Origin of the sequence: Roseibium denhamense (genome assembly GCF_009711415.1) — a bacterium.
Classification (GTDB): Bacteria; Pseudomonadota; Alphaproteobacteria; order Rhizobiales; family Stappiaceae; genus Roseibium; species Roseibium denhamense.
On the sequence record NZ_SMLZ01000112.1, the window covers coordinates 121,995 to 136,836 of the forward strand.

Here is a 14,842-nt window from a genome sequence, read left to right on the forward strand (position 1 = left end):
CTCAGATGATGCGGGCGCCGCTGGCGTCGAAGTAAAGCGGATTGCGTGGTTGGATCGCCACGGTGTCACCGGCTTCCAGCTCGCTGTTCGGATGGGTCAGGGTCACCACGTCATGCCCCTCCAGTTTCAAATGAAGGCGGATCTGGTCGCCCAGATGTTCAACCCTCTTGACGGTTGTGGGTTTGCCTTCGCCTTGCTGGATGTGTTCCGGCCGTAGGCCCATCTGCCGTGCGCCATCTGGCGACCCCGCAAACATATCGGCCGGCAAGATGTTGATCCGGGGCTGACCTAGGCGTCCGGCCACATAAAGATTGATGGGGTCCTCGTAAATCTCCCGCGGGGACCCAAACTGCACCATCCGGCCATTGTCCAGAACGCCGACATGGGTGGACATGGTCATGGCCTCGATCTGGTCGTGGGTCACATACAGCAGCGTTGCCCCAAGGCTCTCCTGAATGCGCTTTAATTCGATCCGCAAGTCCGACCGCAACTTGGCATCAAGTGAGCTCAGCGGCTCGTCCATCAGATAAATGTTCGGATTGCGGACCAGAGCGCGCCCAATCGAGACGCGTTGCATTTCACCACCGGAGAGCTCGGTCGCCTTGTTGTTGAGCTTGTGCGAAATGCGCAGAACATCCGCCACCTCTGCGACTTTGCGCTGGATCTGATCCTCCGGCGTTTTGAGCAGCGGCGAGCGTAGCGGAAACGCCAGATTGTCCTTCACACTCATATGCGGGTAGAGCGAATATTGCTGAAAGACCATGGCAACGTTGCGCTGCGCCGGCGTTTCATCCGCTACCGACCGCCCACCAATGACGATGTCGCCTGAATCCGCGCTTTCAAGACCCGAAATTAGACGCAGGATCGTGGTTTTCCCTGCTCCTGTCGGCCCCAGAAGCGTGACGAATGCGCCATCGGGAACCGTCATGGTGACATCTTCAACTGCGATAGTGTCCCCGAAAGCCTTGGAAAGATTTTGCAGACGCACCTCAGACATGGGCAAGCACTCCCTCGTTGAGATCCGACCGCAAGGCCTTGCCTGACTGATTGTCAAAAAGCGTCGCCGTTGCCCCATTGAAGGCAAGGCCAACCTGCTCACCGGACCGCACTGGCTGATCAGACGATATCCGGGCCTTCAAATTCCCGCTTGCCGTTTTGACCGTAACGATTTGCGTGGTCCCGAGATACTCAGCTGCAACCACTTCACCGCGGCTCTCGCTTGAATCGCTCAAGGCAATATGCTCCGGGCGGATGCCATAAACCATGTCGCCTTCAAACGGTTCGCGAACCGCCGGGACAGACAAGTCAACATGATGCATGCGGATGCTCGTGGCCCCTGTGTGCACCTGACCATGGAAACGCAGAAAGTTCATGGAAGGAGAGCCGATAAAATCGGCGACGAACATGGTTGCGGGCTTATCGTAGATGTCTTGCGGCGTCCCGAACTGTTCAATGACACCATGGTTCATGACAACGATCTTGTCTCCCATCTGCATGGCCTCCAGCTGGTCATGCGTGACGTAAATCGTCGTCGCGCCCATGCGGTCGTGTAGGGCCCGCAGTTCTTCGGCCATGCGCTCACGGAACTCGGCATCCAGCGCCCCAAGCGGTTCGTCCATCATGAAGGCCTTGGGTTCCCGGACAATTGCCCGGCCAAGGGCAACCCGTTGCCGGTCGCCGCCTGACAACCCGCCGACCGGCCTGTCCAGAATGTCCTCAATGCCCAGGATACGAGACACTTCGGCGACTTTTTCTTTTATTTGCGCCTTTGCCATCCCCTGGCTGACCAAAGGGTAGCTGATGTTCTTGCGCACATTCATGTGCGGGTAGAGCGCGAACATCTGAAATACGAAGGCTATGTCGCGTTGGCGTGCAGGCTTCTGGCTGACTTCCTCACCGTCGATGTAGATTTCACCGGCTGTCGGCAGCTCAAGGCCGGCAATCATGCGCAACGTCGTGGTTTTACCGCAGCCCGACGGCCCCAAAAGCATAAAGAACTCGCCGTCTTCGATCTTGAAAGACGAGGACTGGACGGCAGTGAAATCGCCGAAATTCTTCCGCAGGTTTTTGATGATGATCTCGGCCATGCACTTAGTCCGGAAAATGGCTAACAACGATGAACATCACCGTTCCGGTCAGCGTAACAATGAAGGAATAGGTGTAGGCCCACATGACGAGCGGCTGCATCAGCATCACCACGCCCAGTGCGATCAAAATGGAGGCGAGCATCTCCCAGGGGCCACGTCGGAAGCGCATCAGTCCTTGAAAAAATCCGGTCATTTGCGCACCGCTCCAAATGTGATCCCACGCAGCAAATGCTTTCGAAGCAGGATGGTGAAAACCATGACAGGCACCAGGAACAGCGTTGCTCCAGCAGCCACCGCCGGCCAGTCCTGACCGCCAACGCCAATAATCGTCGGAATGAACGGGGGGGCGGTCTGCGCGGTTCCCGAGGTGAGCAGGACCGCGAAGGCATATTCATTCCAGGAAAAAATCAGGCAGAAAATCGCCGTCGATGCGATGCCAGTCGCTGCTTGCGGCAGGACAACTTTGTAGAAAGCCTGGAACCGCGTGTAGCCGTCAATCAGTGCGGCTTCTTCGTATTCTCGTGGAATCTCGTCGATGAACCCTTTGAGAAGCCAAACGGCCAGAGAGATGTTGACCGCCGTGTAAAGCAGAATCATGCCAAGATGAGTATCCGACAGGCCCAGTGTCCGGAACATCAGGAAAATCGGGATCGCAACCGCAATCGGCGGCATCATGCGGGTCGACAGAATGAAAAACAGGAGGTCATCCTTCAAAGGCACCTTGAACCGCGAGAAGGCATAGGCGGCAAGCGTTCCAAGAAACACCGACAGGAATGTTGATCCAAAGCCGATGATGACCGAATTCAAGAAGCGCTCGCCATAGCGGGAGGGCCCGGCGATGACCATATCGCGGTTGCGCACGATCTCTTCGTACCAGCTTTCTGGCGGCGGCAGGGCCTCCAGCGTTTCTGGACTGACCCGTGTGCGGGTCGTGAAGAGGTTCACATATCCTTCAAGCGAGGGCTCAAAGAGCACTTTTGGCGGATAGGCGATGGCATCAACCGGGGACTTGAACCCTGTAGTAATGATCCACACAAGCGGCAACAGCGTGATGATGGCGTAGGCCACAACGAGTGTGCCTGCGAACCATTTCTGCGGCGTGGACGGTTCGGTGATGGAATAACTGCTCATCGTTCTTTCACCTTGTTCAGCGCCTTGACGTAGATTGACGCCAACCCGAAGACCGTGACGAAAAGGATGATCGCGTAGGCGGAGGCGTATCCGGTCCGCCACTTCTCAAAAGCTTCGCGTTTCAGGTTGATCGAGGTCAGCTCGGTAATGGAGCCGGGCCCGCCTCCGGTCAGCTGCACCACAAGGTCGAACATCTTGAAATTCTCGATGCCCCGGAAAAGGACGGCCAGCATGAGAAACGGCAGCACCATGGGAATGGTGATGGTCCAGAACTGCCGCCACTGACTGGCTCGGTCGATTTCCGCGGCCTCGTAGATGTAATCAGGAATGGATCGAAGCCCGGCAAGACAGATCAGCATCACGAAGGGGGTCCACATCCACGTATCGACGATCACAATGGACCAGGGCGCAAGCGTAACGTCGCCGATCATCTGGAAAGACGATGGATCAACGCCCGTCAAAAAGGAAATCCCGTAGTTAAATAGCCCGATCTGGGGCTGATAGAGAAAGGTCCAGAAGTTGCCCACTACCGCCGGTGACAACATCATCGGCAGAACAATCAAGGTGGTCCAAAGATCATTGCCCCTGAATTTCCGGTTGATCAGCCAGGCAAGGGTGAAGCCGATAAGCACCTGGAAGAAGATCGTCCAGAAGAGGAAATGCGCGGTTGCCTGCATCGTCAGCCAGATGTCGCTGTCGGTGAGGATCCGCTCGTAGTTTCGGAACCCGATATACTCGACCTCCCGGTTCGGGCGGTTCGCGCGGAAATTGGTAAAACTCAGATTGATGGTCCAAATCAGCGGAAAAATATTCACCGCGAGCAGCAAGAAGATCGTCGGCAAGACGAAGATCCAGGCGATCGCCCGGTCGCTCAAACCACGGATTTTGGACGCAACAGTGGGTGGCGTCGCTTTCGCTGCGCGGTCGAAAGGCGTGTCTGACATGTGATGCCCGTTGAAAGAGTGGGTCGGGACAGTCCGGCGGGCTGATCATTGTCCCATGATGCCGCCCGCCGAAGTTTTGCAATGTCCGGCCGCAACGCTGCGGCCGGGCTCCCATTCAAGCTTAGAGCTTGCCCTCGTCCTCGAAGGTCTCCGTCCAGTCTTCGATGAGCTTGTCGAGCGCCTCTTTGGCCGTGCCCTGATCGGCAACAACGTAGTCATGAAGGCGCTTTTGCATTGCAAGCAGAAGCTCCGCATAGGCCGGCTCCTGCCAGAAATCCATGACGCCATCCATCGCAAGCAGGAAATCGGACGCGAACGGGGCACTGTCGGCAAAGCCCGGGTCGTTCAAAACGCTGACATGGCAGGAATATCCGCCAAGGTCCCACCACTTCTTCTGAACAGAAGGCTGTGCGAACCACTTGATGTATTCAAGAGCAGCATCTTGCTTGTCGGAATAGGCGACCACGGAGATCCCCTGCCCGCCAAGCGTGGAGGCTTCCTTGGCTTGGCCCGGATTGACGAAGAACCCGATTTTATCGCCACCCGTGTCAGGATCCGCATAAAGGCCGGGGAAGAAGGCAAACCAGTTCATGGCCATGGCCACCTGACCGGATTTGAATGCGTCCAGCGACTGTTCCATGTAGCTGTCAGTGTATCCTGGAGGCGTCGCCGTCTGGTAGAGTTCCTTGTAGAACTCAAGACCTGCCACCGCTTCCGGCGAATTCACGGCGCCTTCCATGTCATATTTGCCCGGCGTCATTTCATACTTGAAACCGAAGGGATACATGGAGCTCGTGGCACCCATTGTGATGCCTTCCGAGCCGCGCTCTGTGAAGATTGCAGCACCATACCGTTTTTGGCCATCGATCTCCCGTTCCTGGAAAAACTGCGCGATTTCAAGAAGCTCCATCTGGGTTTTCGGCGGCGCAAGATCGCGTCCGTGCTCAGCCTTAAATGCTTCCTGGATTTCCGGCTTCTCAAACCAGTCCTTGCGGTAGAACCAGCCGTTGGCATCCCCCATGGCAGGCAGAGCGTAGTAATTCGGCGTGCCTTTAGGCCAGGTCGAATAGGCGTAGACGGTCGCCGGAGCGAAATCGTCCATGCTGATGCCTTCCTTGTCAAAGAAGTCGTTCAGCTTGACGTAATGGCCATTTTCCGCGCCTCCGCCAATCCATTGGCTGTCGCCGATGAGCAGGTCGCACAGCTTGCCGCCGGAATTCAGCTCGTTGAGCATGCGGTCGGCGAAATTCGGCCATGGCACAAATTCAAATTTCATGGTGTGGCCAGACTGGGCCTCAAACTCCTTAGAGAGCTCGACAAGGGCATTGGCCGGGTCCCAGGCGGCCCAGCAGAGTGTGAGTTCATCGGCCTGAGCATGAGTGACGGTGAGCCCGCTCGCCGCCACAAGGGCGGTCGCCGCGAGAAGTTTCGCAGTTTTCATCGCTGATTTCCTCCCGAAATGGTCGCGCACCGCGCTTCCGCCCGGCGGCAGCACTCCTCCAAGTGCAGCTCAACGGTATTGACATACGTATGTCACGTCAACTCAATTTCTGACATACGTCCTTCTGTTTTTCTAAGGTTATTGTTTTTGCGCATGGATTCGCGCGGGCATCCCCATCCAGCGCCCGCAAATTTCAGCCACTGAGCGCTATATGAAGTGTGTTTTAGTAGAGGTTTTCGCGCAAAATGATCTCGATCCGGATCTGCTCTTGCGCTTCGTAGATCGTTGCATTGTCACATTTGGCCCTCAAAACGCGAAGAGCACTACGCGCAACGTGACCTACATTTTGAACAATAACGGCATCAATTTCGCCGTTCATCAGCGCCTGGCGGGTCACAGGCGTCAGGTCATGCGCGACAACCACCAAGCCCAGCGCCGCGGTCCGACCGGTCAACGCGCCTAGCATAGCTGCATTTCCGGATCCCATGGAATAAACCGCCTTGAGGTCCGGGTGTGCCGCAAGCGCATGTGACAGGGTTTCGGAAATCCGGTCCGGATCATCGTAGAACTCGATGGTTGGAAGCGCCTTCAAGTTCGGATGATTCCGCAACAGGATTTCATCAAAGCCATGGCGGCGCTCAATGCTGTCCCGCGCCACCATGGAACTGGTCGTGACCAGAATTGAGCCTGTTTCGCGTCGCAAAAACCGCCCCAGAAGGGCACCAGCTGTTTGACCGGCCGAAAAATTATCTATGCCAACAAAATGATCACAGCGGGAGTTCGGCAAATCGGAGACGAGCGCGACCACATAGGCACCGGCGCTTTTGATATGCGCAATCGCATCGCGGACCTGGGGGGTTTCCGGCACCATCATTGCCACGCCATCCAGCTCCGACAGGTCCAGCGCTTTCAACCGCTTCACCACGGCGTGCGGATCGGATGTGTTCACATGGACGATTTCCACATCGGCGCGGTCCGTCACTTCAGCATTGGCCGCATCACGGACAGCCTCGGCAACCGTTTCGACAAAATGGTTCGCGCCTTCAGGCAAAACGACCTTGAAATTGTAGCGCCGTTTTTTGGCAAGGTTCGCAGCGTTTGTGTCCCGGACATACCCAAGCTTGCGCACAGCTTCCTTGACGCGCTCGGCATTTTTCGGCCGCACATCGGACCGGCCATTCAGCACCCGGTCCACCGTGGACAAACTCACACCAGCCTCACGAGCAATATCATGAACGGTCGGCTTCACGGAATTCCCTCTCCTTTGCCACCAGTGTCACGCCAAAAACTGACATACGTCAATCAGTTTGATCGGGACAAGACCCCGGCGTTCAAAGTCAACAGGGCAATCGTTAAGGCGAGAGAGATTTCGGGCCGCCTCAAAGCTTCCGAAACTTCATTCATAACAATGTTTAAGGAGGGAAAACGCCTTAGGTCTCTTTCCGCATGGCATCGGCTTGTTCGAACTGTGCAATTCGAGCGGGACCGTCAGCAGGTCTCGACCTGAGCACCTGCTGACAGCGAAACCGTCCCCGAAACACGCATCATTCTGCAGGTTCTGCGCCCGGCTCCTCAGTTTCCGGGCTCAATTCCTGATCAGCATCTTCCGTAGGCTGGTGTGTAAAGCCTTTCAGGCTTGCAAACTCGCGGGCATCGCGCTGAATTTCGACCGGACTATAGGCGTAGCCGGTGCACAATTCCGACAGAGACCTCAAGGCATGCATGTGGATCCGTTCATAGCCATGACTTGCATCCACACCAAAGGTGATCAGGGCCGTGCGCACATCCGCGCCCGCCTCTATCGCCGACGCTGCATCCGAGCGGTAATATCGGAAGACATCCTTTTGAAACTTGATGTCATTGTCGCGGCAAAGCTGGGCCATCTTGCGGGTCAGATGGTAATCGAACGGGCCTGTTTGGTCGGCCATGGCGATGGTTACGCCAAATTCGTCCGAATTCTGTCCCGGCGCCGAAGTCCCGTTGTCAATGGCGACAAGAGAGGCGATTTCAGGGGTCAGGATCGACGTGGCGCCGTGCCCTGTTTCCTCAGCGATCGTGAACAACCAGAACACATCGACAGTCGGCTTCTTGGTGGATTCTGCCATGGACTTCAGCGCTGCGAGCATCACGGCAACACCAGCCTTGTTGTCGAGATGGCGCGAGACAATAAAACCGTTTTCCAGAAACTCAGGCGCCGGATCGATGGCAACAATGTCACCAATATCAACACCTAGCCGATGCAGATCCTCAACCGACTTGGAATAAGCGTCGATCCTCAGTTCAACATAATCCCAGCCAACGGGCAGCGTGTCGATCCCATCGTTGAACGTATGTCCGGATGCCTTTATCGGCAGGATGGTTCCGGTATAGGCTCCATTTTCAGAAAAGACCGTGGTCCGTGCCCCTTCCGCAAACCGCGCCGACCAGTTTCCGATCGGCACCAGCTCAAGCCGGCCGTTGTCCTTCAACGCCTTCACTTGGGCGCCAAGCGTGTCGAGATGCGACACGAACGCCCGTGCCGGCTTTGTCTTTTTGCCATCAATCCTGGCCCGGATAGCTCCGCGCCGGGTTACTTCGTAGAAAACGCCAAGGCGTTCCAGCTCCTTTGATACGAAACGGGCAAGCTCGTCGGTATAGCCAGTCGGGCTCGGGATTGAGAGCAGCTGTTTCAGGACTTTTGTCAGATAATCGATATCAATGGTCAAAAGGCTCATGACAGGTCACGGTTTAAAGTGTCTCGGACAGCTTTGGGCAGAGACAGCGGGAAAAGAAAGTCGACAAAGCGTTCAGCAGTCGGCTGTGGCTCGTGATTGGCAAGGCCAGGACGCTCATTGGCCTCGATAAAGTGATACTCCGGTTCGCGCGGATCCTTGACCATAAGATCAATCCCGGTGACCGGAATCTGGATGGCTTTGGCCGCCCGGATCGCAGCCTCAATAAGCGAATGGTGGGTCTCACCCGTCACATCATGAATGGTTCCACCTGTGTGTAGATTTGCCGTCCGGCGCACAGCAAGCCGTTGATTTTCTGGCAGGACATCGTCCAGGCCGAAACCGGCGGATGCAAGGCACCGCTCGGCCTCTTCATCGATAACGATGCGCGATTCACCACCGGTTGCCGCTGAGCGGCGGCGGGACTGGGCTTCAATAAGATCGCGAATTGTGCTTTTCCCGTTCCCAAGAATCTCAGCAGGTCTTCGGACAGCGGCCGCAACCACTTTGTAGTCGATCACCACAAGGCGTAAATCCTGACCGGTGACGCATTGCTCGACCAGAACTTCGTTCGAAAACGTCCGTGCGATCTCAATCGCAGCTTCCACATCGGCAAGTTCGGTCAAACCGATTGCGATCCCCTTGCCCTGCTCACCCCGTGCCGGTTTGACCACAACGCTGCCATACCGGTTCAAAAACGCCGACAGATCGCCATTGCCAGCGGTCATCTGATCAGGCACGGAAATTCCGGCAGCTTCAACAATCCGACGCGTGGTCGCCTTGTCGTCGCAAATGGACATTGCGACGGCCGAGGTGAATTCGCTTAAGGATTCCCGGCACCGAACCGACCGCCCCCCGTAGGAAAGACGGAAGAACCCGCCTTCCGCATCGATGATCTCGGCGTTAATGCCCCTGCGCCGTGCCTCGTTGACGATCAAGGTGGCGTAGGGATTGAGTTTATCTTCCGTTGCCGGACCCGCATAAAGCGCTTCGTTGATCGGATTCTTGAGCTTGACCGTGAATACCGGGACACGTTCAAACCCAAGCTTTTCATAAAGGGCGATGGCCTGCTCATTGTCATGCATGACAGACAGGTCCATGTGCGGATTGCCCCGCGCCTGAAACACTTCCGCGAGCCGCCGGACCAACGCTTCGCCTATTCCGGGGAATCTGGCTTGCGGCGAAACCGCGAGGCACCATAGCGAAGACCCAAGATCGGCTTCACCGGTAGCCCGCTTATGGTCTACCCCCATCGCGGTGCCGACAATGGTTCCCGTCTCATCTTCTTCCGCCACCAGAACCGTGATTTCGCGCGGATCGAGCTGCGACCAGAAATAGTCTTCCGAGACCGGAACCATGCCGCGGCCAGCATACAGCGCATTGATCTGCTCTGCATCGCTGCGGGAGGACAGCCGCCGGACCGTGAAGCCTTTCCGTGGATCACGTGCCGCCCGGTAGGTCGACAGATTCAGGCGATAGGTGTGAGAAGGATCGAGAAACAATTCCTGCGGTGCCATTCCGACAACCACGTGCGGATCCCTCACATAAAAAGCGATATCCCGCCGGTCCGGCCGCTCGTTCCTGAGCGCCGACACCAGATCTTCCGGATTGGAAAAAGTGTTGCCAAACAGCAGCCGCCCCCAGCCGCAGTTGACAACCTGCTCGGATGGAAGGTCGTCTTCATCCGTGCGGAACCCAGGCTTCATGCCATGGTCCCGCATCCGCTGCAAACGATGCCCCATGGCACCTTTTGCACGGGAAGGATTCTTTTCTGACAATGGCTTAGACCTCCTGCGCCTGCAGCCACATTTCCAAAAGCGCGACTTGCCAAAGCTCCGATCCGCGCAGCTTGGTGATGTACTGCGTGGGATCGTTGAACAGCTTCTCAAGATAGGAGGAGTTGAACAACCCCCGGCTGCGGGCTTTCTCGTTGGTCAGCGTGTCACGGACCATGTCGAGGTACGAACCTTGAATGTATTTCAGGGCCGGTACAGGGAAGTACCCTTTCGGACGGTCAATGACTTCACGCGGAACCACAAGGCGGGCGGCTTCTTTCAAAACGCCCTTGCCGCCCTGTGCCAGCTTGTGTTCCGCCGGTATGCGGCCGGCCAGTTCGACCAACTCGTGATCCAGGAACGGCACCCGTGCTTCCAGTCCCCAGGCCATAGAGTGATTGTCGACACGCTTGACGGGATCGTCGACAAGCATGACGTTGGTGTCCAGCCGCAGGGCCTTGTCGACCGGATCATCTGCACCGGGTTTGGCAAAGTGTTGCTCCACAAAGGCGAGGCTCTCATGCCGGTCACACAAATGGTCGGGCGCAATTGCTTCGGTCATCTGCTCTTCGGTGCGGTCGAAAAACGCGTTGGCGTAATCGGCAACAGGCGCATTGGAACCGGTCAGTTTCGGGTACCAATGATACCCGCCAAAGACCTCGTCGGCACCCTGCCCCGACTGAACCACCTTGATGTGTTTGGAGACCTCGCGGGACAACAGATAAAAGCCAATATTGTCGTAGGACACCATCGGCTCGGACATGGCACCGATTGCGCCGGGCAGGTTTTCTTGCAGCTCGGAGGACGGAATGAAGATTTTGTGGTGATTGGTTCCGTAGTGTTCCGCGATCAGATCGGAGTACTGGAATTCGTCCCCCTTCTCGCCGTTTGCCTCCTCAAAACCAATGGAGAAGGTTGCAAGATCCTTCTGACCTTCTTCTGCGAGCAGACCCACGATGAGGCTTGAATCAACTCCGCCCGACAAGAGAACACCAACTGGCACATCGGCAACCATACGGCGGCGCACAGCCTTGCGCAGGCCCTCGAGAACCATGTCCCGCCATTCATCTGCGGACCGCTCGGTATCGGCGGCTGATTTTTCAAAGTCAGGCGCCCAATAGACTGTCTCAGAAGACGATCCGTCGGCTTCATATGTCCGGACGGTTGCCGGCCCGAGCTTGCGAACGCCGTTCAGGATCGTTCTGGGCGCGGGGACAACCGCATGCCAGCTCATATAATGGTTCAACGCGACCTTATCGATCGATGTATCAATGTTCCCGCCTTTCAAGAGCGCAGGCAGGGAAGAGGCGAAGGCGAGGCGGTTTCCAGACTCGCTGACATAGAGCGGCTTAATTCCGAACCGGTCCCGTGCCAGGTGAATGCGCCCGCTGTCATGCTCATGCACGGCGACAGCAAACATTCCATGAAACCGCGAAAAGCAGTCTTTGCCCCATTCTTTCCAGGACTTAAGGATAACCTCGGTGTCGCTGCTGGAAAAGAAGCGGTACCCTTTAGCAATAAGTTCGGTGCGCAATTCCTGATAGTTGTAGATGCACCCGTTGAATACAAGCGACAGGCCCAACTCCGGGTCCTGCATGGGTTGAGCGCCCTGGTCGCTAAGATCAATAATTTTGAGCCGGCGGTGGCCAAGAGCAACGCGTCCGCGCATGGACACACCCATGGCGTCCGGCCCGCGGGCGGCCATGGCTTGCGCCATTCTATCCACCCGGCCCGTATCAGCCGTGTCATTGCCAAATACAACTTCGCCGCAAATGCCGCACATTGATGAAAAATTCCTCTTTGCTAATCACTGGCAGGCGTTATATAGAGCCATAATTATTAGAGTTCAAATGATATGAGCTAAAATGATGGAAAAGACTGAATCGGCTCAGATCTTCAAGTCAATCCGGCGCATTGTCCGGGCCATTGATCTTCGCTCACGGGAAGTGTCCCGGGTGTCCGGCCTGACGATCCCGCAGATCGTGGTTCTGCAAGGTATATTGGATCTCGGCGAGGTGACGACGAAGGTACTTTCGGAGCATGCTGACTTAAGCTCGGCCACTGTTGTGACGATCCTGGACAAACTTGAGGCCAAGGGCCTGATCGAACGCTACCGATCCGCCTCGGACCGGCGGATCGTGCACGCCCGGCTCACCAAAGGCGGAACGGAAGCGATAGAATCGCTGCCGGGTCTGTTACAAGAGGAGTTTGAGGAGAAATTTGCCGCCCTCAACGCTGAAGACCGGCAAAGGCTCGTGGCGGCGATCAACGACATTGCCGAGATGCTCAATGCCCACAAACTTGATGCTGCGCCCATTCTAACGACCGGCACCGTCACCAATTGACAAGCGGCGCGCTCTGAGCGCCGCTCTTGAAGTCATTACGCTTAATTTTGGAGCGTTTGAGTATCTTAATCCCGATTGGATTGTCCGCGAAGCGCTCTCATCCAATCGGGAGATGCTCCCAATCTAGCGTTTGGGAATGATGTTGTGCTCGGGACCGAATGGGAATCCGGTGATGTTTTCCGCCCCATCTTCAGTCACGATCAGAATATCATGCTCGCGGTATCCGCCCGCGCCCGGCTGCCCCTCTGGAACCATGATCATGGGCTCCATGGACACCACCATTCCGGGCTCCAGAACCGTTTCAACGTCTTCCCGCAGCTCAACGGATGCTTCCCGCCCGTAATAGTGGCTCAAGACTCCAAAGGAATGTCCGTATCCAAAACTGCGGTATTGGAGCAGATCATGGCTACGGTAAATGTCGTTCAGCGTACTTGCGATGTCCTTACACCGTGCGCCGGGCTGAATGAGTTTCAGACCCTCGCGGTGAACATGGCAATTCACCTCCCAGAGCCTCAAATGCTCGTCCGATGCATGTTCGCAGAACAGTGTCCGCTCCAATGCCGTGTAATATCCGAAAATCATCGGGAAACAGTTGAGGCTGAGAATGTCACCGGCCTCAACCACTTTGTTTGTGACCGGATTATGCGCGCCGTCGGTGTTGATGCCGGACTGGAACCAGGTCCAGGTGTCCATAAGCTCGACAAACGGAAATGACTCGGCGATTTCCCGGATCATGGCATTGGTTGAAGCAATGGCGACTTCGTGTTCGGCAACGCCCGCCTGAACCGCATCCACCAGCGCCGCCCCGCCAACATCGCAGATGCGTGCGCCTTCGCGAATGAGCTTGTGTTCCTCGGAGCTTTTTATGGTCCGCTGGCTCATGGCACCGGCGGCGATGTCAACCAGCTCAACACCGGGCAATGCCGCTTCAAGCTGCTTCATCAGGTCCAGAGAGACGTGATCAAACTCGATCCCCAGCCGCTGGATCTTCGCATTTGGCATGCCCAGCAACGACTGCACCGCATGGAAATAGTTGTCGCGGCGCCAGTCGGTGTAGATCAGCGCATCACCGTGCGTCCGCCGCCACGGTTGACCGCCGTCGATGCCCGCGGCAATGGTTGTTGCCGTGTCCTGAGTTACCAGGAACCCGTACTTTCGGCCGAAGTAGCAGTACAGGAAGCCGGAGTAATAGCAGATATTGTGGTAGGACGTGAAAAGGCAGGCATCGATGTTCTTGGATGCCATAAGCGTCCGTAGCTTATGCTGCCGGCTGTCCATTTCTTCCGGAGAAAACGGCGAAAATGCCTTCTCCCCATTGTTCATTTCATAGATCCGGATCATCTCATCAGTCATGTTCACTCCTTTCCGCCCCTTCGGGCCACCAAAACGCAAAACGGGCCGGCTTCAAGAAGAAGCCGGCCCGCCAGGCCATAGTCTCATTGTTGTGCTGCCGGGAGACCTCGTCTCCGCCCAGTGACTGGCGTTCCGCCACCGGTTCAGTTCGAAAGCAGCCAGGCTGTTTCCAGCCCAACACTCAAATCACTTACTGCATCACCCCGGCGACAATCCGCGCAGCCGCTCAGAGCGCCGCCGCAGCAACTCAAGGACCGTCAAAAGGACAATCGAGATTGCCACCATAAGCGATGCGACCGCCAGAATGGTCGGAGATATCTGTTCGCGCAAGCCCGTAAACATCTGCCAGGGCAACGTCTGCTGGCTGGCGGATCCGAGGAACAGAACCACAACGACCTCATCAAAGGATGTGATGAAGGCGAACAGAGCACCCGAAACCACACCTGGAATGATCAACGGCATCTGGACCTTGAAGAAGGTTGTCACCGGATCTGCGCCCAGATTTGCTGCTGCCCGGACAAGCGACCGGTCGAACCCGACCAGTGTCGCTGTCACTGTGATGATGACAAACGGTGTGCCGAGCGCAGCGTGCGCCAGAACAACGCCCCAATAGGTGCCCTGCAGACCAATGCGGGAGTAAAAGAAATACATCCCGGCCGCAGAGATGATCAGCGGCACAATCATCGGCGAGATCAGGACGGCCATAATCGCGGACTTGTAGGGCACATGCGATTGGGACAGACCGATCGCCGCGAGTGTTCCAAGCACCGTGGCCAGGATCGTGGCGGCGGGCGCAATCATCACCGAGTTGCGCAGAGCTTGCTGCCAGTCCGGGTTCGTGAAGAAGTCGTCATAGTGTTTCAGCGAATACCCAGCCGGATCAAAGGCAAGCATTTCCGGGGTGAAAGTGAAAAAGTCCTGAGCATTAAAGCTCAACGGAACGATCACCATGATCGGGAAGATCAAGAAGAAGAAGATCAACCCGCACAATATCCGAAACGTGTAGAACCACGTTCTTTGAAGGGGGGAGGCGTAAGGAGGTAAAGCACTCATAT

At 56.4% G+C, this 14,842-nt stretch carries 13 protein-coding genes; 1 reads left to right on the plus strand and 12 read right to left on the minus strand.

Annotated features, from left to right (window positions below; translation table 11 throughout):
* Position 1: 1 nt before the first annotated feature.
* The 10 genes from E1180_RS15870 to E1180_RS15915 all read right to left on the minus strand — a co-directional run bounded on the left by E1180_RS15870 (position 2) and on the right by E1180_RS15915 (position 11,872).
* On the minus strand, positions 2-997 hold the full coding sequence (locus tag E1180_RS15870; RefSeq protein ID WP_155192398.1) for an ABC transporter ATP-binding protein: 996 nt from the start codon (positions 995-997) through the stop codon (positions 2-4).
* On the minus strand, positions 990-2,087 hold the full coding sequence (locus tag E1180_RS15875) for an ABC transporter ATP-binding protein (RefSeq protein WP_155192400.1): 1,098 nt from the start codon (positions 2,085-2,087) through the stop codon (positions 990-992). The genes E1180_RS15870 and E1180_RS15875 overlap by 8 nt, the downstream gene beginning before the upstream one ends.
* Positions 2,088-2,091: 4 nt before the next feature.
* On the minus strand, positions 2,092-2,280 hold the full coding sequence (locus E1180_RS15880; protein WP_155192402.1) for a hypothetical protein: 189 nt from the start codon (positions 2,278-2,280) through the stop codon (positions 2,092-2,094).
* Positions 2,277-3,218, minus strand: coding sequence for a carbohydrate ABC transporter permease (locus tag E1180_RS15885; RefSeq protein ID WP_155192405.1), 942 nt, complete (start codon positions 3,216-3,218; stop codon positions 2,277-2,279). The genes E1180_RS15880 and E1180_RS15885 overlap by 4 nt, the downstream gene beginning before the upstream one ends.
* Positions 3,215-4,162 (minus strand): carbohydrate ABC transporter permease, encoded by a 948-nt coding sequence (locus E1180_RS15890; RefSeq protein ID WP_155192407.1) that lies wholly within the window; start codon positions 4,160-4,162, stop codon positions 3,215-3,217. The genes E1180_RS15885 and E1180_RS15890 overlap by 4 nt, the downstream gene beginning before the upstream one ends.
* A 121-nt stretch (positions 4,163-4,283) precedes the next feature.
* Positions 4,284-5,603 (minus strand): ABC transporter substrate-binding protein, encoded by a 1,320-nt coding sequence (locus E1180_RS15895; RefSeq protein WP_155192409.1) that lies wholly within the window; start codon positions 5,601-5,603, stop codon positions 4,284-4,286.
* A 223-nt stretch (positions 5,604-5,826) separates the two neighbouring features.
* On the minus strand, positions 5,827-6,852 hold the full coding sequence (locus E1180_RS15900; protein WP_208997181.1) for a LacI family DNA-binding transcriptional regulator: 1,026 nt from the start codon (positions 6,850-6,852) through the stop codon (positions 5,827-5,829).
* A gap of 295 nt (positions 6,853-7,147) precedes the next feature.
* The gene (locus E1180_RS15905; RefSeq protein WP_155192412.1) at positions 7,148-8,317 is read right to left on the minus strand and encodes an osmoprotectant NAGGN system M42 family peptidase; all 1,170 of its coding nucleotides are present in this window, start codon (positions 8,315-8,317) and stop codon (positions 7,148-7,150) included.
* Complete coding sequence (gene ngg / locus E1180_RS15910) at positions 8,314-10,092, minus strand: N-acetylglutaminylglutamine synthetase (protein WP_155192414.1); 1,779 nt, start codon at positions 10,090-10,092, stop codon at positions 8,314-8,316. Before ngg ends, E1180_RS15905 begins: the two co-directional genes overlap by 4 nt.
* A 4-nt stretch (positions 10,093-10,096) precedes the next feature.
* Positions 10,097-11,872 carry an N-acetylglutaminylglutamine amidotransferase gene (locus tag E1180_RS15915; protein ID WP_155192416.1) on the minus strand — a complete coding sequence of 592 codons (1,776 nt, stop codon included), beginning with the start codon at positions 11,870-11,872 and terminating at the stop codon, positions 10,097-10,099.
* An 82-nt stretch (positions 11,873-11,954) separates the two neighbouring features.
* On the opposite strand from E1180_RS15915, the gene E1180_RS15920 reads away from it, so the two are divergent.
* A complete protein-coding gene (locus E1180_RS15920; RefSeq protein ID WP_196220613.1) occupies positions 11,955-12,434 on the plus strand; it encodes a MarR family winged helix-turn-helix transcriptional regulator in 480 nt (159 codons plus the stop codon).
* Between the two features lie 123 nt (positions 12,435-12,557).
* Here E1180_RS15920 and E1180_RS15925 read toward each other — a convergent pair whose 3' ends face one another.
* The gene (locus E1180_RS15925) at positions 12,558-13,787 is read right to left on the minus strand and encodes a M24 family metallopeptidase (protein WP_155192418.1); all 1,230 of its coding nucleotides are present in this window, start codon (positions 13,785-13,787) and stop codon (positions 12,558-12,560) included.
* Between the two features lie 198 nt (positions 13,788-13,985).
* A complete protein-coding gene (locus E1180_RS15930; protein WP_155192420.1) occupies positions 13,986-14,840 on the minus strand; it encodes an ABC transporter permease in 855 nt (284 codons plus the stop codon).
* Positions 14,841-14,842 lie beyond the last annotated feature (2 nt).

Excerpts from the sequence above, each read along its gene's own strand:
- E1180_RS15870 (WP_155192398.1), bottom strand. The coding sequence starts at position 997 with ATGTCTGAGGTGCGTCTGCAAAATCTTTCCAAGGCTTTCGGGGACACT.
- E1180_RS15875 (WP_155192400.1), bottom strand. The coding sequence starts at position 2,087 with ATGGCCGAGATCATCATCAAAAACCTGCGGAAGAATTTCGGCGATTTC.
- E1180_RS15880 (WP_155192402.1), bottom strand. The coding sequence starts at position 2,280 with ATGACCGGATTTTTTCAAGGACTGATGCGCTTCCGACGTGGCCCCTGG.
- E1180_RS15885 (WP_155192405.1), bottom strand. The coding sequence starts at position 3,218 with ATGAGCAGTTATTCCATCACCGAACCGTCCACGCCGCAGAAATGGTTC.
- E1180_RS15890 (WP_155192407.1), bottom strand. The coding sequence starts at position 4,162 with ATGTCAGACACGCCTTTCGACCGCGCAGCGAAAGCGACGCCACCCACT.
- E1180_RS15895 (WP_155192409.1), bottom strand. The coding sequence starts at position 5,603 with ATGAAAACTGCGAAACTTCTCGCGGCGACCGCCCTTGTGGCGGCGAGC.
- E1180_RS15905 (WP_155192412.1), bottom strand. The coding sequence starts at position 8,317 with ATGAGCCTTTTGACCATTGATATCGATTATCTGACAAAAGTCCTGAAA.
- E1180_RS15915 (WP_155192416.1), bottom strand. The coding sequence starts at position 11,872 with ATGTGCGGCATTTGCGGCGAAGTTGTATTTGGCAATGACACGGCTGAT.
- E1180_RS15920 (WP_196220613.1), top strand. The coding sequence starts at position 11,955 with ATGATGGAAAAGACTGAATCGGCTCAGATCTTCAAGTCAATCCGGCGC.
- E1180_RS15925 (WP_155192418.1), bottom strand. The coding sequence starts at position 13,787 with ATGACTGATGAGATGATCCGGATCTATGAAATGAACAATGGGGAGAAG.
- E1180_RS15930 (WP_155192420.1), bottom strand. The coding sequence starts at position 14,840 with ATGAGTGCTTTACCTCCTTACGCCTCCCCCCTTCAAAGAACGTGGTTC.